1 protein-coding gene is annotated in these 607 nt (G+C 40.9%); it reads right to left on the bottom strand.

Features of this window, described 5'->3' with window-relative positions; all coding sequences use genetic code 11:
- A partial coding sequence (locus ACFX59_RS18370) for a CD3337/EF1877 family mobilome membrane protein (RefSeq protein ID WP_387434515.1) occupies nt 1-607 on the bottom strand: 607 nt, incomplete at both ends.

Here is a 607-nt window from a genome sequence, read left to right as displayed (position 1 = left end):
TAATAGGAATACAAATATGGAAATCCCAATATTGAAGACAAATAGGAAGAAGACTGTACCTAAACGGTTAATGGTCTTTGTAATGGTTAGATTGGTATTGCTTCTGTCTTCAATTTCTACCGCAACAATTTTTTCTCTGTCTTCGCCATTGTTGGAATCTGGGCTGGTGGAGAGCAGGCTTTCCACACGGTCAATACCGATACTTTCAATGTCTGAACTGTTGTATTGAAGCAGTAGCCACGGTTGCTGAACCTGTATGGAAAACAGGCTATCTCTGATTAAGTCCACGCTGTCCTTGCCTTGACTATCGGAATGGGGCATGACAATCTTCGTGCCAAGTGATAAACTGGCATTACTGATGTCTGATGAAAAGTCATTGATTTTTTTAATGTAGTCGGGAGCGTAGGCAATAAAGGAAGCCGATAGGATAAACACCAGCACAAAATTCATAATGGCATGAATTGCCTTTGTGGTTTCTCTCTTTATCAGTCCCGTATAGGCAACATAAACCCCAAGAACCAAAATCAAGAGTAAGAGGAATCCAACATAGAAACCCTCTGTTGAAAATCCGTTTGCACTCACACCTGCTAAGGTCTGCATATTCTTA

Source organism: Sphingomonas sp. NCPPB 2930, assembly GCF_042867205.1.
Lineage (GTDB): Bacteria > Pseudomonadota > Alphaproteobacteria > Sphingomonadales > Sphingomonadaceae > Sphingomonas.
Note: the sequence above shows the minus strand (reverse complement) of the source record. Positions and strands in the feature narration are given on the sequence as shown.